The sequence below is a fragment of the Microbacterium sp. MPKO10 genome (genome assembly GCF_026107415.2).
Classification (GTDB): domain Bacteria; phylum Actinomycetota; class Actinomycetes; order Actinomycetales; family Microbacteriaceae; genus Paramicrobacterium.
This window is the reverse complement of the sequence record NZ_JAPCHX010000003.1, coordinates 19,049-38,803: the sequence shown is the minus strand read 5'-3', so window position 1 is coordinate 38,803 and position 19,755 is coordinate 19,049. Positions and strand designations below refer to the sequence as shown.

The 19,755-nt window shown below is 62.5% G+C and carries 17 protein-coding genes and 1 tRNA gene; 7 read left to right on the top strand and 11 right to left on the bottom strand.

Annotation, left to right across the window (positions count from 1 at the left end; all coding sequences use genetic code 11):
• Positions 1–208: 208 nt before the first annotated feature.
• From OK352_RS07665 to OK352_RS07650, 4 genes are all read left to right on the top strand, one after another.
• Positions 209–904, top strand: a complete 696-nt coding sequence (locus OK352_RS07665) for a phosphocholine cytidylyltransferase family protein (RefSeq protein ID WP_265140880.1) — start codon at positions 209–211, stop codon at positions 902–904.
• Between the two features lie 68 nt (positions 905–972).
• Positions 973–1,776, top strand: coding sequence for an ABC transporter permease (locus OK352_RS07660; RefSeq protein WP_265140879.1), 804 nt, complete (start codon positions 973–975; stop codon positions 1,774–1,776).
• The gene (locus OK352_RS07655; protein ID WP_265140878.1) at positions 1,776–2,513 is read left to right on the top strand and encodes an ABC transporter ATP-binding protein; all 738 of its coding nucleotides are present in this window, start codon (positions 1,776–1,778) and stop codon (positions 2,511–2,513) included. Before OK352_RS07660 ends, OK352_RS07655 begins: the two co-directional genes overlap by 1 nt.
• Positions 2,514–2,572: 59 nt before the next feature.
• The gene (locus OK352_RS07650; RefSeq protein WP_265140877.1) at positions 2,573–3,343 is read left to right on the top strand and encodes a hypothetical protein; all 771 of its coding nucleotides are present in this window, start codon (positions 2,573–2,575) and stop codon (positions 3,341–3,343) included.
• Positions 3,344–3,371: 28 nt separating this feature from the next.
• Here the strand turns inward: OK352_RS07650 and OK352_RS07645 are convergent, their stop codons facing one another.
• The 5 genes from OK352_RS07645 to OK352_RS07625 form a co-directional block, all read right to left on the bottom strand.
• The gene (locus tag OK352_RS07645; RefSeq protein ID WP_265140876.1) at positions 3,372–4,634 is read right to left on the bottom strand and encodes a CDP-glycerol glycerophosphotransferase family protein; all 1,263 of its coding nucleotides are present in this window, start codon (positions 4,632–4,634) and stop codon (positions 3,372–3,374) included.
• Between the two features lie 46 nt (positions 4,635–4,680).
• Positions 4,681–5,565, bottom strand: a complete 885-nt coding sequence (locus OK352_RS07640) for a glycosyltransferase family 2 protein (RefSeq protein ID WP_265140875.1) — start codon at positions 5,563–5,565, stop codon at positions 4,681–4,683.
• Complete coding sequence (locus OK352_RS07635) at positions 5,552–6,367, bottom strand: CDP-alcohol phosphatidyltransferase family protein (protein ID WP_265140874.1); 816 nt, start codon at positions 6,365–6,367, stop codon at positions 5,552–5,554. Before OK352_RS07635 ends, OK352_RS07640 begins: the two co-directional genes overlap by 14 nt.
• Positions 6,351–7,439 carry a glycosyltransferase family 2 protein gene (locus tag OK352_RS07630; protein ID WP_265140873.1) on the bottom strand — a complete coding sequence of 363 codons (1,089 nt, stop codon included), beginning with the start codon at positions 7,437–7,439 and terminating at the stop codon, positions 6,351–6,353. The genes OK352_RS07635 and OK352_RS07630 overlap by 17 nt, the downstream gene beginning before the upstream one ends.
• Before the next feature lie 100 nt (positions 7,440–7,539).
• Positions 7,540–9,255, bottom strand: a complete 1,716-nt coding sequence (locus tag OK352_RS07625; RefSeq protein WP_265140872.1) for a S1C family serine protease — start codon at positions 9,253–9,255, stop codon at positions 7,540–7,542.
• Between the two features lie 233 nt (positions 9,256–9,488).
• Between OK352_RS07625 and OK352_RS07620 the strand changes: the two genes are divergently transcribed.
• Positions 9,489–10,685, top strand: coding sequence for an aminotransferase class I/II-fold pyridoxal phosphate-dependent enzyme (locus tag OK352_RS07620; protein WP_265140871.1), 1,197 nt, complete (start codon positions 9,489–9,491; stop codon positions 10,683–10,685).
• A 7-nt stretch (positions 10,686–10,692) separates the two neighbouring features.
• On the opposite strand, the gene OK352_RS07615 is transcribed toward OK352_RS07620, so the two are convergent.
• Positions 10,693–11,514: a carbon-nitrogen hydrolase family protein gene (locus OK352_RS07615; RefSeq protein WP_265140870.1), complete on the bottom strand. Its 822-nt coding sequence runs from the start codon at positions 11,512–11,514 to the stop codon at positions 10,693–10,695.
• A 159-nt stretch (positions 11,515–11,673) separates the two neighbouring features.
• Positions 11,674–12,525 (bottom strand): helix-turn-helix transcriptional regulator, encoded by an 852-nt coding sequence (locus OK352_RS07610; protein WP_265140869.1) that lies wholly within the window; start codon positions 12,523–12,525, stop codon positions 11,674–11,676.
• A gap of 100 nt (positions 12,526–12,625) precedes the next feature.
• On the opposite strand from OK352_RS07610, the gene OK352_RS07605 reads away from it, so the two are divergent.
• Both OK352_RS07605 and OK352_RS07600 read left to right on the top strand, forming a co-directional pair.
• A complete protein-coding gene (locus OK352_RS07605) occupies positions 12,626–13,360 on the top strand; it encodes an SDR family NAD(P)-dependent oxidoreductase (RefSeq protein WP_265140868.1) in 735 nt (244 codons plus the stop codon).
• A gap of 17 nt (positions 13,361–13,377) precedes the next feature.
• Complete coding sequence (locus OK352_RS07600; RefSeq protein WP_265140867.1) at positions 13,378–14,643, top strand: M24 family metallopeptidase; 1,266 nt, start codon at positions 13,378–13,380, stop codon at positions 14,641–14,643.
• A 74-nt stretch (positions 14,644–14,717) separates the two neighbouring features.
• On the opposite strand, the gene OK352_RS07595 is transcribed toward OK352_RS07600, so the two are convergent.
• The 4 genes from OK352_RS07595 to OK352_RS07580 all read right to left on the bottom strand — a co-directional run bounded on the left by OK352_RS07595 (position 14,718) and on the right by OK352_RS07580 (position 19,689).
• Entirely contained in the window at positions 14,718–15,233 is a 516-nt protein-coding gene (locus OK352_RS07595; RefSeq protein ID WP_265140866.1) for a mycothiol transferase, read from the bottom strand.
• 90 nt (positions 15,234–15,323) lie between these two features.
• Positions 15,324–15,400 (bottom strand) — tRNA-Met (locus tag OK352_RS07590).
• Positions 15,401–15,546: 146 nt separating this feature from the next.
• Positions 15,547–18,459, bottom strand: a complete 2,913-nt coding sequence (locus OK352_RS07585; protein ID WP_265140865.1) for a UPF0182 family membrane protein — start codon at positions 18,457–18,459, stop codon at positions 15,547–15,549.
• A gap of 78 nt (positions 18,460–18,537) precedes the next feature.
• Positions 18,538–19,689, bottom strand: a complete 1,152-nt coding sequence (locus tag OK352_RS07580; protein WP_306387783.1) for a YlbL family protein — start codon at positions 19,687–19,689, stop codon at positions 18,538–18,540.
• Positions 19,690–19,755 lie beyond the last annotated feature (66 nt).

The window sequence follows — 19,755 nt, the reverse complement described above, 5'->3', positions numbered from 1 at the left end:
TTCGATGGATTACTGCCTGAGAGAACACCGAGTGTGTTGTTACGAATCCGCAACAAGCACACCACCTCGATTTTTTCGCCAGGGTCGTCCGCTAACGTGAAAACTGGCATAAAGGGGTGTCACAGCATTTACCGATGAGCCAAGAGAACGTAACGGCCGGGGAAATTCCCGCGGCAGTTCGGCTCATATCGCAACGTGAGGAGCCACCATGACCACACAGGTCGTCATTCTAGCTGCGGGGATGGGCAGCCGGCTCGGGCGCTCTCTCCCCAAACCACTGACTGAGCTGAACGATGGTCGGACCATCATGCAGCAGCAGTTCGACAACATCCACCACGCCTTCGGCAAGAACGTCAAGGTATCGATCGTTGTCGGGTACAAGCTTGAGCACATCATCGAGGCTTTCCCAGACGCGAACTTCGTCTACAACGAGCAGTACGACCAGACGAACACGTCAAAGAGCCTCCTTCGCGCGCTCAAGGCGTCCTCCGCGGGTGGCGTCCTGTGGATGAACGGCGATGTGGTCTTCGACCCATCGATTCTCGAGCGCGCCTCCGAACTCGTGGCCCGCGACCAGTCATTCGTGACGGTCAACACGTCGAGGGTCTCTGACGAAGAGGTCAAGTACACGACAAGCGCCGAAGGCTACATCAAGGAGCTCTCGAAGACGATCAAGAACGGAGCTCTGGGCGAGGCAGTCGGGATCAACTACATCTCGCGCGCAGACAAGGTGAAGTTCATCAGGCAGCTGCAGCGCGTGGATGACCAGGACTACTTCGAGCGGGGTCTTGAGCTTGCCATCGCGAACGACAGCGTCCTCGTCGAGCCGATGGACATCTCGGATCTGTACGCTGTTGAGGTCGATTTTGCCGAAGATCTTGAGCAGGCAAATCTCTTCGTCTGAGGTTCCGCTTTCGATGCCGGCACGTGTGATGCACGTGTCGGCATCTTTTTGGCATTATGTTGGAGCCTGTGACATCAGCAGCAAGTCCCGGCCGTAAACGAACGGGGGCAGCCCGTTACCGCAGTGCGTTATGGCTGCTGACGAAGCGTGACCTTCGGGTGCGCTACTCGACAAGCGCCCTCGGCTATGTCTGGTCGATTATTGACCCGCTCGTCATGGCTGGGATCTACTGGTTCGTGTTCACCGTCGTCTTCGACAGGGGCGACCGCGTCGGCGAGCAGCCCTACATCGTCTTTCTTCTAGCAGGGCTACTGCCGTGGATGTGGTTCACGGGCACCGTCTCTGACAGCACGCGGGCGTTCCTCAAAGACGCGAAGCTTGTACGCTCAACATCCATTCCGCGCAGCATCTGGGTCAACAGGCTCGTTCTCTCCAAGGGCATCGAATTCATCGCGGCGATCCCCGTTCTCGCAATCTTCGCCCTCATCTACAACGCCCCGCTCTCGTGGTACGCGCTTCTCTTCCCCCTCGGCATCCTGTTGCAGGCAATTCTCGTCATGGCGCTCGGGCTGATCATCGCGCCCGCCGTGGTGTTCTTTCGCGACCTGGAGCGCGCAACAAAACTCATTCTGCGATTCATGTTCTACGCGTCACCCATCATCTATGGGCTCTCAGACCTGCCCGACAGCATTCAGCCACTCGCCTCGTTCAACCCGCTGGCGGGCATCATGGGAATCTATCGGTCAGCCTTCTTCCCCGATCAGCTGAATTGGTTCGCCGTCGGAACTTCAGCGCTGGTCTCCCTCGTCCTCCTTGCCCTCGGCGCGGCTCTCTTCCGCCGCTCCGAACGCAGCGTTCTGAAGGAGCTGTGATGACAGCATCCGTGATCTCGGTCGACAGCCTTGGCGTGCGGTTTCGTCGAAATCGACGAGGGCGCCGCAATTTCAAGGACCTCTTCGCCGGCAAACAGCGTCGGTCACGCCCCGGGGAATTCTGGGCGCTGCGGGACGTCTCGTTCGAGGTGAAGCGTGGAGACGCGATCGGCGTGGTCGGCCGGAACGGTCAAGGCAAGTCCACGCTCCTCAAGCTCGTCGCTGGCGTCCTCCTGCCCGACGAGGGTTCGGTGACAGTCTCGGAAGGCGTCGCCCCGCTCATTGAGATCACGGGTGGTTTTGTCAACGATCTGACCGTTCGTGACAACGTCTACCTCACCGCCGGCCTGCACGGCATGAGCCGACACGAGATTGAGGCCCGGTTCGACGAGATCATCGACTTCGCCGAGATCCCTGATTTCGTCGACACCCCGTACAAGCATCTGTCCAGCGGGATGAAAGTGCGCATCGCGTTCGCCGTCATCGCGCAGCTTGATGAACCGATCATGCTGGTGGACGAGGTTCTCGCCGTCGGTGACAAAGCATTCCGAGAGAAGTGCTACAGGCGCATTGACGAAATGCTCGCGGGTGGACGGACACTGTTCTTTGTCTCGCACAACGAGCGTGACCTGCGGCGCTTCTGCACACGTGGGCTGTACCTGGATAAGGGCTCCCTCGTTCTCGATTCGACGATCGATGACGTTCTCGACAAATACAACGCCGATCACAACAGCTGATTCGCAGGTCGCACCCAGATCGACGCGAAACACTGTCGACAACACATCCAGGAGGCGACATGGCGACACGCAAACCACTGCCGATGCCCGAGATCGTCTCACCCGCGACGATTTCGGGTCAGGAGAACGAGACGTTGTCTGCGCTCCCCGCATGGGCATCTGCGCTCGACAAGGTGCTTTCAGTGCAGCGTCCGGTCGTCGTTGCTCACCTGCGTGGGATCCGCCGACGAAACCCGACGCTGACGGGGATCCAGCTGCTCCGAGTGCTGGAGCGGCGCTATCTGACGGCCGTGACAGCTGGCGGAGCCGCTGTCGGCACGACTGCGGCGATTCCCGCTGTCGGGACCGGTGCCGCACTGGCGATAGCGGGCGCGGAAACTGTGGGGTTTCTCGAATCTTCGGCTCTCTTCGCGCAATCGGTTGCCGAGGTTCACGGGCTGCCGGTCACCGATCCCGATCGTGCGCGTGCCCTTGTCGTCACCATGATGCTCGGCGGTGCAGGCAAGGATCTTCTGCGACAATTTTCCGGGGAGATCCTCAAAACGGCCAGGCCACGCTCGGCGTTCTGGGGTGAGTTGATCACGTCGAATCTGCCACAGTCAGCCGTTCGCCCCGTCGCCGATGAGCTCACCAAACGATTCCTCAAGAGATTCGCGACGACGAAGGGAACCACGATGATCGGCAAGGTCGTGCCTTTCGGCGTTGGGGCCGTCATCGGCGGAGTGGGTAACCACATCGCCGGGCGAGAGGTCGTCCGCGGCTCGCGGAGCGCCTTCACGCCCGCACCGCTCATGCTTGTCCCCTCGGAATTCGAGATGGTGGAGCGCTGAAAAGCGTCACGAACGCCCGTTCCGCGTGTCAGTGCGGTGATTCCGCGAGGCCCTGTGACATCTCGGGCTCGTGCAGACGAGCGTGAACGTCCCATTCAGCCATGAGGTGCTTCACTGCGGCGTGGAACCGCTCGGTTGCGCGCCCGGGTCGGGTGTCACCGAAGTAGTACTGCGCCCAGGAGGCAATGCGCTCAACGGTTTCCGGGTCGTGAAGCACACGATCAATCTGCTCGGTGATCTCGGCAACGTCGTCCATCTCGAGCCATTCACACGCGGACAGGTAGCCTCCGTCGTCGATCTTCGCTCGTTTGCTGACGGGTCGGGTGACGAGAAGGGGCTTCCCCGTCGCCAGACGATCGTAGATCATGGCCGAAATATCGGTGATCGCGACATCGGCCGCGGCGATCTGCCACCCAATCTCAGACCCGTCGTCATACACGTGCTGTGCAGACGGATCCGACTTGTTCGCGGCGGCCAGCATGCCGATGATCTCGCGATTAGCCTGTCCGTACAGATTGTTCACGACGCCCGATCGTGGATGTGGGCGATAGATCACGCGGTGGCGTCCCGTCGCCAGCAGAGCACGCACGAGACCGACGCCGTGGCTCGCGATGGAGCCGTAAGCCGCGGCGGCACGGTCGCCCTCCCACGTCGGCGCATACAGCACGACGATACGATCGTCCGGGGTGTAGGGAAGATCCCCAGAGAAATGATCGGCCTGAGGTCGCCCGATGGGAATGGCGCGCTTGTCGAAGTCGTAGTCCCACAGCACACGCTCAAGCCGTGACCGTGCGGCGTCACCGGCGATCAGGCTGTAGTCGTACGCCTTGAACTGGTTCGTCGTCATGTACATCTTGTCGCTCTCGCCGTGATTGATGAACACGTGCCAACGCTGTCCGTATCGGAACATCTGGAAGTTCTTGGCGTTCTGATTCACGTAGAAGACGATGCGGATGTCTTGCCTCGCCACGGTCTTCTCAAGATCGGCGACGGTGCGCACATACGTCACGGGCAGAGGCGATTCGTCGAAGAGCTGGATAGCTGCTGTCGAGCCCCTGCTCAGGATGAGCACCGGCCAGGTCTTCGCCAGTTCGATGAGTGGCTGGTACCACTGGCGGATCTGGTACATATTCACAGCTTCGTCTGCGAAGTACACGGCAATCTTGAACCGCTCCGGCTGCAGCGGCGGCTGAGAGCGCACCTTCTGCCGCAGGAGCATATGCGCCCGACGGTTATCGACGAGTTTTTTACCCAGCTGCAAAGCTTTGCGGGTGTCACCGATCATGTTCATCGTGCTTCACCGTATCGACACCAGATAACGTTTAGCTTGGAGCACATCAGATGACCGGTGGGCGTCCTGCTCGGGCCATGCGGAACACGGTGCGCCACCGCATCCGCGACCGGGGGCCCGGGTCATCGCGCCAGCCGTCGCGCCAGCCGGAGAACCAGATTGCGAGCACGGAGGGGGTGCGCCACCACCGCAGAAGCGTGATGCCCGTCCATGCCGCCACGTAGATCGGCTGAAGCACGAACGGGAGGTTGCGCCGTGCGAGCCACACCCGATTACGCGCATTGAGCCGATAGTAGTCTTCGTGGCGCGTGGGGTGGACGTACGGATGATTGGCGACAAGCTCGCCCGCGTACCATGCTCTCTTACCCTGATCCCACACCCGCCAGGCGAGTTCGATCCCTTCATGAGCGTAGAAGTACGCGTCTCCCCAGCCCCCGCACGCATCGAAGACCGCTCGGGGCATAACGATGACTGCTTCGAGGCACGAAAAAATATTGCTCGACCGCGTCCGGTCCCCCTTGCGAATGCGCGGAATCCAACGGCGCGGTGCGCTACCGTCCGTCGCGTCTTCCAGCCGGGGCTGGACGAGCCCGATCTTGGGATCGGCAACCATCAGCGCAATAGCGTCCGCCAGGAACGTCTCGCTCGGCAGCGTCGCATCATCATCGAGAAAGAAGATGTATTCGCCCGATACGACGGCGGCACCGCGATTGCGCCCCGCAGGAATTCCGAGGTTCTCATCGAGGCCGAGGCCACGCACGTCCTCGGGAAGCCCGGATGGTTGCCAGCCGTTGCCCACCACGACGATGTCGGTCGTGACGTGTCTCTGCGCCTGAACGGAGCGGATTCCCTCGGCAAGCTCGTGCGAGCGTGTGCCCTGGGTCAGGACGACCACCCCGACGCGCGGACCGGGTGGCTCAGCTGCGGACACGCTTGGACGCCATGATCGCGAGGAAATGACCGATGAGAGTGAGTACGGCGACGACGAGCAAGATCACCAGGACCGAGCGCATCGCAAGCTGGTCCCCGATGAACAGTCCGACAACGGATGCCGCAAAAATCACCATCGTCATCTCCACCGAGTGGAAGATTCGGTGCAGCGGGACCACCTTCGCCAGGCGCCGAAGGCGCGCGAGAATTCCCCCTGACGGAGCCATCTCGTCGTCAGAGTACGTCAGTTTGGGGGCTCCGAAGTTGGCGCGCGCCACGCGCACCATGTCGTTGAGCGCCTTGTTCATCACGAGAACGAGCGAGAGCGCCAGGCCGAGAGTCGTCCAGAGATAGTCGCCGTCGGGCGTGAACGGGTAGCCTGCGGCGCGGATGGCGAGTGCGATCGGGATCAGCGCCTCGGTCGTATAGTGTCCGACAGCATCCAGAAATGCTCCGGCCGGTGAGGACGTCTTGCGCCACCGTGCGACCTCGCCATCGCAGCAGTCGACGAGCATCTGCACCTGGCACATCACGAGTGCGAGAGCGGCCCCTCCGAACCCGGGAATGAGCAGGGATGCTGCGACAGCCCAGCCACTCAGGATCATGAGCCCCGTGACGCCGTTCGCGCTGATCGGTGTGCGCAGCAGCAGCCACGTCACGTATGGCGACAGGTTCCGCAGGTAGAGGGATGCTGTCCAGTGCTCGGCGTTCTTGCGGGAACGAACTTCGTCCGGCTGGGCAACGGCGCGCAGCTCGGCGATCGTCCGTGGACGACGGGGGCGTTCGTCATTCGGGAGTGACACGGGTGTCCCCACCCTTCTCATACTTCTGGGCGGCGATGTTGCTGGCGAGCAGGAGGAAGCCGGGGATGAATCCCACTCCCCAACAGAAGTGTATGCACGGAAGCACCACAATGAGCCAGCGGCGCACCGCAAGAGAGCGAACACCGGGGAGCACGACGGACGCTCCCACGATCGTGAGCAGGTAGATGACGGGTACGACGAACGCGAACAGAAGCCACGGGAAGGCGCCGAGACTTCCCTGTACGATTCCGGCGATTCCGAGGAGCGATCCCAATGCGACGCCGATCACCATGAGCGGCGGGATGAAGTACCGCAGCGTGCCGCGCACGGGGAAGCGCCTGCTGAGTTCGCCGCGCCACATACCCGTGGAGAAGAACTGGCGCGCCAGTCGCGACAGAGTCGGTCGCGGCCGGTAGACGACGCGCAGCTCCGGCGTGAACCAGACGGTGTGCCCGTTCTGCCGAATTCGCCTGTTGAGCTCCCAGTCCTGACCGCGTTTGATGCGTTCGTCGAAGAGTCCGACTTGTTGCAGCACCTCACGACGGAACACGCCGAGGTACACGGTGTCTGCGGGACCCTCATTCCCGCCGACGTGATGCGGAGTACCGCCCAGTCCGACACGAGAGCCGTACGCGGCAGCCACGGCTTCCTCGAAGGGCGTTGTCCCCTGTGCATCCATGATTCCGCCGACGTTCCCCGCACCGGTGCGCAACATCGTCTCCACGGCGATGCGTGTGTATTCGGGCGGAAGCACGGAGTGCGCGTCCACGCGCACGATGATGGGGTGCTCCGTCGCGCGGATCGCGATGTTGAGCCCTGCCGGAGTGGATCCCACCGGATTCTCGACCACGCGCACGCGTGAGTCCGCACGGGACAACGACTCAACGAGCTCGTTCGTGCCGTCGATGGAGGGTCCTACGGCGATAGCAACGTCGAACTGCCCCTGATAGTCCTGACCGAGAAGGCTGTCAACGGCCGCCCGCACATGAGTGACGTCGTTCAGCACGGGCATGACGTACGACACGCCAGGCAGAATGCCCGACGAGGGCATCTCTGACGCTGATGTTCCCATGTTCTCCACTCGAAGTTGGACCGGACTGAGCTTATCAGCAGCGGCTCAGATACAGCGAAGACGCCCATGCTCAGCGAGCATGGGCGTCTTCGATCGACGGTTACTCGGCCAGCTTTCCGAGGGTCACATCGGCGGTATACGTCTTACCGTTTCGCACGTATGTGATCACGACGTCACTACCTGCGGCGCTCGCCTTGACTTGGGCGACGAGGTCGGTGTCATTGCTGATGGTGATGTCGCCGTACTTGGTCACGACGTCTCCCGCACGGAGTCCAGCTTCATCTGCCGCTCCTCCCCCGGTGATGTCTTTGATCAGCGCGCCGGCGACCTTCGCATTCGGATCACTCACTGCGCTCGTCACCGCCGCTCCAAGGAGCCCGTGTGTGGCCGTGCCGTTCTCGATGATCTCGTCGGCAATGCGCTTCGCGATGTTTGCCGGGATGGCAAACCCGACGCCGATACTGCCCGACTGTGAACCTTCCTCGGAACTCGACCCCGCGCTGGCGATCGCAACGTTGACGCCGATCAGCTCACCGTTGTCATCAACGAGTGCTCCCCCGGAGTTTCCGGGATTGATCGCAGCATCTGTCTGAATCACAGCGAGAGAGACATATCCGCCGTTCGATGAACCCTTTTTCTCGTCCGGCTGACCGAACTCGAACGGGGCGTCCTTGTCTGAGCCATTGTCCGGATCTTCCGGAACGGCGGACGACGCAACGGTGATGCTGCGGTTCAGAGCGCTGATGATGCCGTCGGTGACCGTGCCGCTCAAGCCAAGCGGAGCACCGATCGCGACCGCCGCGTCACCGACGTTGACGTTCGATGAATCGCCGAACGTCATCGGCGTCATGTCCGACGCGCCCTCGAGCTTGATCACGGCGAGGTCGTATACGGGGTCTGTGCCCACCACCTTCGCTGTATAAATGTTTCCGGCGTCATCGGTCACCTGAATATCCGGATGCGACGACTCGCCGTCGAGCGTGACGACATGGTTGTTCGTCAGGATGTAGCCGTCCTTGCTGAGGACGATGCCTGATCCGCTGCCCGCCGTCTGTGTTCCGCGCACCGCGATCGTGACGACGCTGGGAGCCGCCTTGGCCGCGATGGCCGTCGTCTCGGTGACCTCTTTGTTGTTGTTGATCGTCACAGACGAGTTCGGGGACGAATTCGTCACTTCGTTGCCCTGCTGCGCGCTGTCGATGATCGAGAACGTGCCCGCTCCCGATGCGCCACCGACGAGCGCCCCAATCACGAGGCCTGCGACGAGCATCCGCGTTCCCGTCTTCTTCCTTTTCACCGGCTTCTCAGGCGCACCTGGCGCCCGATGGGCTCCGTGCGGACTGCCTTCGTGATCACCGGTGCCGCCGGGGTATGGAGGCTGCTGGTCGAATGCTGGCGGCTGCTGGGGAATCCCAAATGCGTTGGGCGCGCCCGCGCCATACGGAGCGTGCTGCTGAGCCGTGGGCTGCGCGTACGCTGGCGCGGGTGCGGACCAGGCGTGCGGCAGATCAGGCTTCGGAGGGAGCTGGGCGGCATCGAACCCGGCGCCCGGAGCACTGGCATCGGCCGTTCGGCTGTCCTCGGCGCGTGGAACTGCCTGCTCGCCGTGCGGGGTGCCTTGCTGCGAGTTCAGCGTGGTGCCCTGCCATTCCCCGTGCGTGTGGTTGCGCTGAGGTGCGCCCTGGCCCGCCGGGAGGCCCTGGCCCTCGGTAGCCTTGTGGTCCTGCGAAGCACTCTGATCGTGCGGTGTGCCGTTGTGACGCCCGGCCTCGTCGGGCCCGGGGCCCGTAGGGGTGGTGGAATCGTTGTCGTTCATGCTGAGTTCCTTCCAGACATCACCAGTGTGTGACCCGAAGCTATCGATCCCGCGTGCTGCGCCTATGACGGAGCTATGTCGAATCTGCGACCACTCTGTGAGAGTGCTATCGGCAGGCTAATACAGGCGACTGACCGTTCTCCGAAAAGTGACTGCCAACCTGCCGAATCGGAGTACTCCCTGCCAGACGACACGAATCCGCGCAGGAACGACCGGGCGGATACCCTGGGGGCATGCGTGATCACGGTGGATGGCAGAAAGCAGCGGCCGGAGCCGGTCTGCTCGCGGACGACGGCACACTCGCGGAGACGATTTTCGCCGAGATGACGGCTCTCGCCGCCCAGACCGGAGCGATCAACCTGGGGCAGGGGTTTCCGGATCAGGACGGGCCGGCGCATGTGCTTGAGGTGGCGCGGGACGCGATCGCCTCCGGCGCCAATCAGTACCCGCCCGGACGGGGGATTCCTGATCTGCGGCACGCCATCAGCGAGCATCAGGCACGCTTTTACAATCTCACCGTCGATCCCGTCACTGACGTCCTGGTCACGGCGGGAGCGACGGAGGCTCTCGCTGCGACGATTCTGGCGCTCGTCGAGCCGGGAGACGAAGTGCTGACCTTCGAGCCGTACTATGACGCCTATGGGGCGCTGATCGCCCTCGCAGGTGGTATCCACACAACAGTTCCGCTCCTCTGGCCGGACTTCCAGCCCGATCACGATGCGCTCACTCGTGCGGTCACGGATCGCACGCGCATCATCCTGGTGAACACCCCGCACAATCCGACGGGGACCGTGTTTGATTCCGACACTCTCGCGATCATCGCCGAGCTCGCCGAGAAGCACGACGCGATCATCGTGACCGATGAGGTGTACGAGCACCTCACGTTCGGCGCACGGCACACTCCCATTGCCGCACAGCCGGTCGCTGCGGAGCGCACGGTCACGATCTCGTCCGGCGGTAAAACCTTCAGCACGACGGGGTGGAAGATTGGCTGGCTGACAGCATCCGCTGATCTTGTGAGCAGAATACTCACGGTGAAGCAGTATCTGAGCTACTCGAATGGCGCACCGTTTCAACCCGCAATCGCGGCAGGGCTGCGCAGCGACGACGCGTTCTTCGCCGGTCTTGCCGAGGACCTCGACCGTCGGCGCCTGCTCCTGAACGACGGGCTCACCGCAGCGGGATTCGCGATCGCGCAGTCAGCCGGAACCTACTTCACCGTCGCCGACGTCGCGCCGCTTGGCTTCGATGATGCCATCGAGTTCTGTCGCGTGCTGCCCGAGCGTGCCGGTGTGATCGCCGTTCCGGTCTCGGCATTCGCGTCGTCGCAGCACAAAGACGCGTATCGCACCCTCGTTCGCTTTGCATTCTGCAAGCATGCCGACCTGCTCCAGCGGGCGGCCCATCAGCTCGCCGCGCTGTCTCGCTGACGCCCTGTCACTCGCCCGTCGTCGGGACGATCCCGTACCGGCGAAGCTGCAGCGAGGGATTCACCGCCCGCGTCTCGGTCAGCACGGCACGCGACACAAACGCGACAGCGACGTCGGACTGGGTTCCGAGCGTTGCGAGCGGCACTCCCGAAGGGTCAACAACCATGCTGTTTCCCGCCCCGATCGACGGCGGATGATCAGCACCGGCCACATACACGGTGTTCTCGATCGCGCGGGCCGTCAGCAGCGTCCGCCAGTGGTGCTCCTTGAGCGGGCCGCGTACCCACTCGGCGGGCACGAGAACGACCTCGGCGCCAGCATCCACGATTCGACGTGTGACCTCGGGGAACCGGAGGTCGTAGCAGGTCTGCATGCCGACCATGAGCCCGCCCACCTCGAAGGTCTGGGGCTCGTCGAGTTCGCCCGCGACGACCCAATCGCTCTCTTTCTGCCCGAATGCATCGTACAGATGCTGCTTGCGGTAGACGGCGACGGTCTCTTCCTCGGGGCCAACAGCGACCGCGGTGTTCGAGAAGCGGCGCGGGTCGTCTGTGGACTCGACTAGCCCCGCAACGATGTGCACCCCGAGCTCGCCGGCGAGCGCTTCAAGCGTGCGGACGAACGGCCCATCAAGGCTCTGAGCGTGACGCGCGAACGAGTCATCCATAGGGTTGACGAAATAGCTCGAGTACTCGGGAAACACCACAATGGATGCTCCGCGCTCTGCCGCGCGGACCGAGAACGAGCGGATCGTCGCCAGGTTGGCGTCAACATCGGGAGTCGGCGCGAACTGGGCGACGGCCACGCCGAGAGGCTCATGCAGTGTCATACCGCCAGCCTATGGTTCACCGGCTCTCAGGGGTAGTGCCGATTGGGTCTCACGGCACTCACGTCTCACACGAGTGGGGCGCAGTGAGACGGCGGCTCGGTTTGGAATGACCTCGGCAGCACTCGACGGTCACCGTGCGCCGTGTGCCTTTTGGCTGGCTCACACGCTCGGGACCCGCGCAGAAACTGTCGCAGTTGCACGGATGCCGGCGAGAGCTTCCGCCTCGAACGATCCGTCTGCGGCAGAGAAGACGATCATCGACTGCTCCGCGTCGGGGACCACGAGTGTGTCGCAATCCAAGACGAGTGTGCCGTGCTCGGGGTGGCGCACGGTCTTGTACATGGAACGGCGCACGGTCGATGTCCCGTCCTCCCACCGAGTCCAGAACGCTTCGCTTCCCGCAAGGAGCTCATCAATCAGCTCTCGCAGGCCAGGATCATGCGGAAACCGAGAGAGCGCGCTGCGGAGCAAACCGACGGCCTGCTGCGTTGTCAACGCGTCTTCGTGTGGGCCCGCTCCCACGCGTTGATCGCTCTCACCGAGAAACCGCTGCCAGAAAATATTCCGCTGGCCCTCGGGAAAGCGATTGGCATCGCCGAGCAGCTCAACTGCCATCGCGTTCTGCGCCAGCACGTCACCTTTCGCAGAAATGACAAGTGCCGGCAGGTCGTTCAGCCGGCTGAGCAGCCTCAGAATGCTCTCTCGGATCGTCATCGTGATCCTGCCCGCCGGTGGAGGCGCGCTGTCCGCAAGGCGAAACACCTGGTCTCGCTCATCGTCTTCGAGTTTGAGCGCCCGTGTGAGGGCGCTCAGGACCTGCGTTGACGGGTGTGATCCCCGCGCCTGCTCGAGGCGCACGACATAGTCAACGCTCACTCCTGCGATCTGGGCGACTTCCTCTCGCCGCAGCCCGACGACGCGACGCCTCGGCCCAGAACGCAGACCGACGTCTTCGGGAGTGAGCCGTGCTCTGGCCGCCTTCAGAATGCGGGCAAGTTCACGACGTTCCATCCGTCAATTCTCCTCCTTTTCGCGCAGAACATCCTGGGACCGAGACTCCCAGGCTCATCCGCGCCTGTATGTGTGCTCAGTCTCGGAACAGAGTCGAGATATGGAAGAACCGCGCACTAATCCAGAATCCACAACCGTCTTGATCACCGGTGCCAATAAAGGGCTGGGCCGCGAGACCGCGCGCCGCCTTGGCGAACTCGGCTGGCGCGTCTACCTCGGCGCCCGCGACGAGTCGCGTGGCCGTGCTGCAGCTGAACAACTCGCTGCCGATGGCTCAGACATCCGCTTCATCACGCTCGACGTGACCTCCGACCGATCTGTGGCAGAAGCCGCAGAAACCCTCAGCAAGAGGGAGCATCAGCTCGACGTACTCATCAACAATGCAGGCATCACCGGAGAAATCATCGATCCGGCAGAAACTCTCCCGCAGCATCTCATTCCCGTGCTTCGAGTCAATGTGCTTGGCCCGGTTCGCGTCACCCACGCGTTCCTTCCACTGCTGAAATCTGCACGCGACCCACGCGTCGTGATGGTCTCGAGCGGCGCCGGTTCGCAGACCATCACGAACGACCCGCTAAGAAAGGAATCGACCTACCCGCATCTGATCTATCCAATGTCGAAGGCGGCGCTCAACATGATCACGACCCAGTACGCCCGCTCGATACCCGGCATTCGCTTCAATCTCGCCGACCCAGGTTTCACGGCAACTGACCTCAACGGCCATCAAGGAACGCAATCCGTGACAGAGGGGACAGACGCAATCGTCTCACTCGCCACCACATCACCAGGGCCCACCGGTGAGTACCGCGACCGCGACGGTGTGCTGCCGTGGTAACGACAGAAAGAGACAACATGACTACTCCTGACCTCCCGACCTTTTCGATGACCGAGCGTGACCGCCGGTGGGCACGTGCGCGAGCATTTATGACGCGCGAGGGACTTGACGCGCTGCTCGTCTACGGTGAGCACGAGGATGCTGGTCCCGCGCCCTTCGCATTCGACACGTGGTTGACGAACGCGCGCGCAGGTACAACGGTCATTGTCCCCCGTGACGGTGATCCGATCTGCCTGTTCCCGATGGAAATGTTCGCGAAAGACCATCTCGAATCCCGGCGACGTGGCGAAGCCGTCTGGTTTCCACCGGAGAATGTTCGAGCATCGCGCGACTCGCGTTCGATCATCGACACTCTGACCGGTTTGGGCCTGGAGCGCAGCTCAGTCGGGGTCATCGGCCTGGAGCCGGCGCCCCCGTGGCATCCGGAGGGGATCATGCCCTATCGTCTCTGGGACAGCATCCTCACGGCGCTCCCCCACATCACGTTCACGCCTGTCGCTCCCGCGTTCTCACGGCACATTATGCCCATGGGCCAGGAGCAGATCGACGTCGTGCGCAGATCAGCAGAGATCGGAGATGCGATGGCTCGGGCGATGGTCGACGCCGCGACGGCCGGTGTCCCGGAGAGCGATGTGTATGCGGCAGGTATGGCAGCGGGATATCGGCATGGGACGACGCCGGCCGCCATGCACCTCTGGTCGGGAGCACATCCGCTCTCGCGCGGACTCCCCTCGTGGTCATATCGCCCGCAAGCCCCGCGCATTCTGCGCGACGGGGACATCGTCTCGGCCGAAGTCTTCAGCAACGCCGGTGGGCACCACACGCAGCACCAGGTGACGATCACGATCGGCAAGCCGCATGAGGATCTTCAACGCGCTGCCGCCGTCGCCCGTGCCGCGTACGACGAATGCCTACGAACGCTGCGCCCTGGCCGCACATTCGGCGAGGTCGTCGAGGCGATGCGCGTCCCGCTCAATGCAGGCGACGGTTGGGAGTTCGGCCCGTCAATTCATGGTCTCAATCCGACGATCGCGTTGGGTGGCTTCCCCTCGTATGCAAACAGTCATATCCCCGGTGCCGATGTCTACCCGAGAGAGAGCACGCATCCGACTCTGGCTGGCGATATGGAACTCGTTCCCGGCATGAGCTTCGCTCTCGAACCTAATTATGTGGTCGGCGGTCGGCTCGCCTACCTCGGCGGCACGGTCATCGTGGGGGACGACTCACCGATCGAGCTCAATCCGTACACGGCTCGCCTCCTCCAGGCAGCGGGTACCCCCTGATTGACCGCATCGAGTGGTTCCCCACCTCATCGCCGGGTGGAGACACTCTCGCTTTGTGACGAGTGTGAGCGTCTTCACCCGGCTATGTTCTTCAGCGACCCTGCCGCGTAGGCCGCCTGCCCCACGTGCTGCAGCGCGTCGCCGATGATGCTGACCAGCCGGGCGCCTCTCGTCACCGGTGGGGTCCAGTTCTCATCGATGACCTCGTCAAGCTCGACGTCTCCCAGAGTATTCACGTAGTTGATCAGAGCGTCTGTCGCCTCCGTGAGGTAGTCGTAGAGAGCATCCGCGTCATCCACACGAATGGCACGAGCCTGCTCGGGTGTGTGGCCGTACCCCACCTGGCCGCCGGCATCGCCGAGCCCCGTCCGACGTGCATACTCTCCGGTCTCCCAGATCTGGGATTCGCCAGTGAGACCGGCCAGCTGCGCATCGATTTCACGCCCCGTGTGCCAGAGAAGCCAGGCAATCGAATTGTCGTGACCGCCCGGATGGCCGTTCAGCGTTTCTCGATCAAGTACCGGACGCAGTCCCTCGGCCGCGGCCAGGGGCCTCGCCGCCGCATCGCTCAGAATGTCACGTGTGCTCATGCCAGCCACGGTACACCTGGGCAACGGCCACCGAACAGGCTCGACCACATGCAAAATGCCCGGTCTCCATGAGACCGGGCATTCTGCTTTTGGTTGCGGGGGCAGGATTTGAACCTACGACCTCTGGGTTATGAGCCCAGCGAGCTACCGAACTGCTCCACCCCGCGGCACAAGAAATGACTCTACCAGAGGCCAAGCACTCCCCCAAATCGAGGCGGCCGCCGCGAAAACACGACAGAAAACGGATGCTGCCGGCCGACGCAGTGCGTCGGCCGGCAGCATCCGGAGCAGGCTTTTCAGCCCGAGTCACCCGTTAGCCGTTGAGCAGCTCCAGAGCCTTCTGGATGGCTTCGTTGAGGCGGTCGTCAGCCTCACCGTATGCTGCCCAATCACCGGCCTCCATCGCTGCCTGCTTGTCGGCCATTGCCTGCTTTGCGGCCTCGAGAGCAGCAGCGAGATCGGAGTCCGCCGGCGGCGTCTCGCTGTCGCCTGACTCGTCGCCACCCGACTCATCACCCGAGTCGTCGGCAGGCGGAGTCTCAGTGTCGTCCTTGCCGTCTGCAGCTGCCTGGTCACCGGCTTCCGCACCGGAATCGCCGCCGAACAGCTCGTCGAGCGCCTCGTCGAGCGTGTCCTTGAAGGCGATCTTATCTCCGAACGCGACAAGCACCTTCTGCAGCAGCGGATAGCTCGTCTCACCCGTCGACTTCACGTAGACGGGCTGCACGTAGAGCAGACCGCCACCCACGGGCAGCGTGAGCAGGTTGCCGTTGAGCACCTCGGTCTGGCCACGTTTCAGAATATTGATGAGGTTGGAGACCTCGGTATCCGAGTTGAACGAGTTCTGCACCTGCCCCGGACCGGGAACCGTCGTATCCTTCGGCAGTCTCAGCAGGGTGAGCGTTCCGTAGCTGTCAGAAACGGTTCCCGCCTTACTCCCCGCGTTCGAGTTCGCCGACAGATATCCAGCGAGCACACTCGATGCGCCGCCACCGCCCGGGATGAACGTCGTGTACAACGAGTACGACGGGTGATCGTCACCCGGCATCTGCATCGAGAGGTAATACGGCGGCTGAAGTGTGCTGTTGCCCTCCTGCTCCTGCGGATCTGCCGGAGTCTTCCACAGATCTGAGTCGGAGTACCACTTGCTCGGATCCGTCACGTGGTACCGCTGGAGGACGTCACGCTGAACCTTGAAGAGGTCTTCGGGGTAGCGCACGTGCGACAGGAGATCGCCGTCCATCTCAGAGATCGGCTTCACCGTCGAGGGGAAGATCTTCTGCCACGTCTGAAGGATCGGGTCCTTATCATCCCATGCGTACAGGGTGACCGAACCGTCATACGCATCGACGGTGGCCTTCACCGAGTTGCGCATGTAGTTGATGTCATCGAGCAGGAACGACTGATTGCCGTCCTCATTCGAGATCGCCGAGCTGAGGCTCGTCGTCTTCGAATACGGGAACGAGTTCGACGTCGTATATCCGTCGACGATCCAGACAATTCGTCCGTCGACGACGCTCGGGTACACGTCGGAGTCGAGCGTCAGGTACGGTGCCACCTTCTGCACGCGCTGGCGCGGGTCGCGATCGTAGAGAATCTGCGAGTCCTCCGTGACGTTGTCCGAGAGGAAGATCTGCTCTGACTGGAACTTCAGCGCATACACGAGCTTGTTGAAGACATTGTCGAGCTTCGGCCCGCCGTCGCCGTCAAACGTCGTGTACGTCTCGCCTGATTCGCCAGACGGATAGTCGAGCTCGACGTCCTTGCCGCCTGTCGAACCGCCGACGATTGAGTAGGTGGGCGAATCCTCGCCGAAGTAAACGCGGGGCTCGAAATCACCGAGCACACCCGTCGAGGGGATGCCCGACTGCATGAACACCGGCTCGCCGTCGCTGGAGCGCTGGTTGCCGTAGGCGGCGACCAGCCCGTAGCCGTGCGTGTAGACAAGGCTGCTGTTGAACCAGCTCAGGTCGTCTTTCACACCAGATTGGTTCATCTCGCGCACCGCGACAACGGCATCCTGTACTTCACCGTCGATCGTGTACCTGTCGACGTCAAGCTCTTCCTGGAACTTGTAGTAGGTCTTGAACCGCTCGAGCTGCGTCACGGTTGCGCTGATCAAGTCTGGGTCGATGATGCGAATGGATGCTGTCGTCTCGGCGTCCGAGCGCAGAGCCCCGGGCTCGGCATCCGTTGTCGCGTCGTACTCGACCTCCTTGACGTCGGAGACGCCGAATGCGTCACGCGTCATGTCGATGTTGCGCTCGATGTACGGCTGTTCGAGAGCACGCTCGTTCGGCTCGACCTGGAAGCGCTGGATCACCCACGGATAGGCGGTGCCGATCAGCAGAGCAGAAACGAGCAGAAGCGCGGTCCCGACGATGGGCAGGCGCCAACGGCCGATGAACGCGGTCACAAAGAAGAGGATGGCGACAAAGAGCGCGATGCCGGCCAGGATGGCCCGTGTTGGGATCGTCGCGTGCACATCGGTGTAGCTCGCTCCCGTGATCAGGGTGCCGGTCTCGGTCAGAGTCAGATACTGGTCAACCCAGACGCTGACGGCCTGGATGACCAGATAGACGCCCGCGAGGACGGCGATCTGAATGCGCGCTGCTTTCGAAATACGCAGCTCGCGGCCCATGAGCTGGATCGATCCGTACAAAAAGGTCACGGCAATCGTGCAGATGAGCGCGAGAAGCACGACAGCCGACGCGAACGCGAGCACCTCACGGTAGAACGGGAGCTGGAACAGGTAGAACGACACGTCGAGGCCGAACTGCGGATCGGTTTTTCCCGTCGGCGTGGCGTTAAGCCACATCAGCACCGTCTGCCAGCTCGTCGCGGCAGAGAATCCGGCGAAAAGCCCCAGAAGCGCCGGGATTCCCCACATCCCGAGGCGGCGCAGCGGCTCGATGAGCTCTTGGTAGCGGTCGAGCTGCGAATTCAGCTTCGCGTACACCGGTCGCAGCCGATAGGCCAGCTGCAGAGCCCCCCACACCGGCACCGCCATCGCGATGAATCCGATCACGAACATGACGATCGTGGCGATCCACTGTGTCGTCAGAACCTGGGTGTAGCCGAGCTGCTGGAACCAGAGGAAATCGGAATAGAAGCTCGAGAAGATGAAGAACAGCACGACGAGCACACCGACGGAGATGAGGGTGATTGCGAGTGGTGCGCGCTTCTTTCGACCGGCATTCGAGGAACGTGCCGTGGCAGATGACATCGATAGGCCTTTTCAGTGTCGGGGTTTAACTGACAATCCTACGGATAATTGCCTTGCTTTGCCTGTGCAGGGCAATGCTCATGGCGAACACGACGGAAGTGAGGAAATGTCACCCCCGGTGCTCAACGTCTCGAGCGCTGAGAGCGAGTCCTCGAGTGTCGCTACCTTGAAGACGTCGAGACCGTCGGGCACATGACCAACCACTTCGTCACAGTTGTCGGCCGGGGCGAGGAAGTACTCGGCCCCCGCTTGGCGAGCGCCGTACAGCTTCTGTCTGATGCCGCCGATCGGCCCGACATCTCCCTCGGCATCGATCGTGCCGGTTCCGGCAACGGCGGCATCCCCGGCCAGCGGGCCGGGAGTGAGCTTGTCGATGATCCCCAGAGCGAACATCATGCCGGCACTCGGACCGCCCACGTCATCGAGCTTGATCGACACATCGAACGGGAACTCGTAGGTCTCTGTCGTCTGGACGCCGATGACGAAGGCGGATGAGCCGTCTGTGTATTCAACCTCGGTCGGGGTCACCTCGGCGTCGATCTTCTCTCCGTCGCGCATGACTGTGATCGACATCGGCCCGTCCGCCTCGTGGTCGGCGATGATGTCGCGAAGCTCCGTGACATCATCGACGCCGACCCCATCTGCTTCGATGATCTCGTCGCCAACGTTCAGCACGCCGTCGGCTGGAGTGCCCTCGACGATGTCACCGACGATGAGCGTCGAGGTGAAATCGATGTCGAGCTCTGTCAGCGCCGCTGCGACAGCATCCTGCTGCGAATTCACCATCATGACCTGCGTCTGCTCATCGCGCTCTTCCGCCGTGGTTCCGTCGGGAAAATACAGCGACATCGGAACGACGGCCTCACTGCGATCGAACCAGGCCTTGCCGATCTGGAACCAGTTCGGGGACTGCTCCGGGTTGCCGACGACGCTCACCGTCAGCATGTCAAGGGTCTTACCCACGTCGTACGTCTCGGTCCCGTCAATCGAGATGAGCGGCACAGACTCATCGCCCTCGGTCTCGCCGAGCACGTTGAAGACGGGTCCGGGCTGCTGAATCACATATGGCGCGGGAGCCAGTGCGAGAACGCCGAGAATGACGAATGACGCGGCGAGGCTGAACCAGCCAAACACGGTCTTTCGTGTGGGACGGGGCCGATCAGGGCCACCCGGAGGTGGGAAAAGTCCGGGCTCATTCGCCTCGATGTCGTCGTCGCCGTGCAGCGTCACACTGGTCCCTTCTCCACGATGTTCGCGACGGGCGGACGCAGAGCATCGGCGGCCACGACTAACCTC

Coding starts and splice junctions, on each gene's coding strand:
- OK352_RS07665 (WP_265140880.1), top strand. CDS start 209: ATGACCACACAGGTCGTCATTCTAGCTGCGGGGATGGGCAGCCGGCTC.
- OK352_RS07655 (WP_265140878.1), top strand. CDS start 1,776: ATGACAGCATCCGTGATCTCGGTCGACAGCCTTGGCGTGCGGTTTCGT.
- OK352_RS07650 (WP_265140877.1), top strand. CDS start 2,573: ATGGCGACACGCAAACCACTGCCGATGCCCGAGATCGTCTCACCCGCG.
- OK352_RS07645 (WP_265140876.1), bottom strand. CDS start 4,634: ATGAACATGATCGGTGACACCCGCAAAGCTTTGCAGCTGGGTAAAAAA.
- OK352_RS07630 (WP_265140873.1), bottom strand. CDS start 7,439: ATGGGAACATCAGCGTCAGAGATGCCCTCGTCGGGCATTCTGCCTGGC.
- OK352_RS07625 (WP_265140872.1), bottom strand. CDS start 9,255: ATGAACGACAACGATTCCACCACCCCTACGGGCCCCGGGCCCGACGAG.
- OK352_RS07620 (WP_265140871.1), top strand. CDS start 9,489: ATGCGTGATCACGGTGGATGGCAGAAAGCAGCGGCCGGAGCCGGTCTG.
- OK352_RS07615 (WP_265140870.1), bottom strand. CDS start 11,514: ATGACACTGCATGAGCCTCTCGGCGTGGCCGTCGCCCAGTTCGCGCCG.
- OK352_RS07610 (WP_265140869.1), bottom strand. CDS start 12,525: ATGGAACGTCGTGAACTTGCCCGCATTCTGAAGGCGGCCAGAGCACGG.
- OK352_RS07605 (WP_265140868.1), top strand. CDS start 12,626: ATGGAAGAACCGCGCACTAATCCAGAATCCACAACCGTCTTGATCACC.
- OK352_RS07600 (WP_265140867.1), top strand. CDS start 13,378: ATGACTACTCCTGACCTCCCGACCTTTTCGATGACCGAGCGTGACCGC.
- OK352_RS07595 (WP_265140866.1), bottom strand. CDS start 15,233: ATGAGCACACGTGACATTCTGAGCGATGCGGCGGCGAGGCCCCTGGCC.
- OK352_RS07585 (WP_265140865.1), bottom strand. CDS start 18,459: ATGTCATCTGCCACGGCACGTTCCTCGAATGCCGGTCGAAAGAAGCGC.